Here is a 1,398-nt window from a genome sequence, read left to right on the forward strand (position 1 = left end):
ATATAGTTGATGAGAAAATAATAAAATATTCCAGAAAAGAGGATATTATGAAAAAGATCATTCTACTTTTATTTGCGGTGTTCATAATCCAGCTCCCTATTGCTCCTGCAACATTTGCAGCTGGAGAACGTCTCACGGTTCGCGAAACATTTACTGCGAATGCGATTCCGTTAGTATCAAACAACATGACTTATTCCCTGAATTTTATGCCTTCTGGAGATATTCAGCTATGGAGTAACGGCACACACACCATGATATGGCACACCAATACCCGCGACCTAAGAATATCACAACTCAGAATTGATCAATATAGTGGAAGACTTAAGTTAATGGATTGGAATAATACTCCGTATTGGACGTCAGACAATAATGCATGGGCTAATGCGTGGTACGGACAAGGTAATGTACCAGTAAACCTCGTGGGTGACCTGCTAATCCTTCAAGATGACGGAAATTTAGTTCTTTACAACACAAAGGACTTGGGTAGAGGCTGGTATCCTGTCTGGGCTTCAAATACAGGCGGGCAATAAGTATATATTAATTAGAGCCGTGTTACGATGCGGCTCTTTTTGTTTTGGTGAGGTGATGCCGTAGTACGGCACTACCTGGGTGTGTTTGATCGATTAGTGGACGCTGTAGATGCCCACTCGGCAGTACCCCGAGCTTCAGCTCCCATTTACTGATGACATTATCTTGGACGGTGAGGCTGCATGCGTAGATCCAGCCACCGGTGTATCAGATTTCGAGGCTGTTATGAGACGTTTCCAGGCCCGACGGGCAGACAAGATAATACAGCTCACAACCACCCTGCCGACCTATTACGTCATCTTTGATATCTTGATGTACAAAGGTCAGGATATCTCACTGGATTGCCCACTGCTACGCCGCAAGGAGATACTGGCAGCTACGGCATAGTGCCGCATATAAACGGTGCAGGCGTGAAGTTTTTATATTAAAGTTTGATCATTTTCCGGCTATGATCTTCAATAATCGCGCCCGATTGCGGAGGTTTAAAGAGAATACAGTTCTATTACTTTTTCTAAGGAAATTTGATTCGGAATACACATATCAACAAAATAGGGTAACTGCCATTTTTGAGTTTTCATCGCTTGTTTACTACTCGGACTATCCCAGCTAGGATAAACTCTTATTGCCATTTTGCCCCTTGTTGAAGTAGACCTAAGAATGTTCTGTTTTAAAAGAATTTCTTTTGGAAAAATAAATTGCCCAAACTCATTTTCATTTTTAAAGCTAGTTATCACTAATAAATCAGGGGCTTCCTCATATAAGTAAGGTTGATTTTGATTATTTTCGTCCTTTTCCCAAAATGCAACAAACTGCCCTACTTTGGTAGGGGTAATATTCGAAACTCTGAATCGAACTGTTTTAGAAGATAAT

Annotated in this window: 3 protein-coding genes; 2 read left to right on the forward strand and 1 reads right to left on the reverse strand. The window is 41.2% G+C overall.

Features of this window, described 5'->3' with window-relative positions:
- Nucleotides 1-530: hypothetical protein (locus tag A3842_RS10130; RefSeq protein ID WP_256701646.1), on the forward strand; the 530-nt coding region annotated here is incomplete at its 5' end.
- Between the two features lie 109 nt (nt 531-639).
- Entirely contained in the window at nt 640-915 is a 276-nt protein-coding gene (locus A3842_RS10135) for an ATP-dependent DNA ligase (RefSeq protein ID WP_074101278.1), read from the forward strand.
- A 95-nt stretch (nt 916-1,010) separates the two neighbouring features.
- On the opposite strand, the gene A3842_RS10140 is transcribed toward A3842_RS10135, so the two are convergent.
- Nucleotides 1,011-1,398 (reverse strand): MepB family protein (locus A3842_RS10140; protein WP_074101279.1); only part of this gene is annotated, 388 nt, incomplete at its 5' end.

The organism is Paenibacillus sp. P3E, assembly GCF_001909045.1.
GTDB lineage: Bacteria > Bacillota > Bacilli > Paenibacillales > Paenibacillaceae > Paenibacillus_AQ > Paenibacillus_AQ helianthi.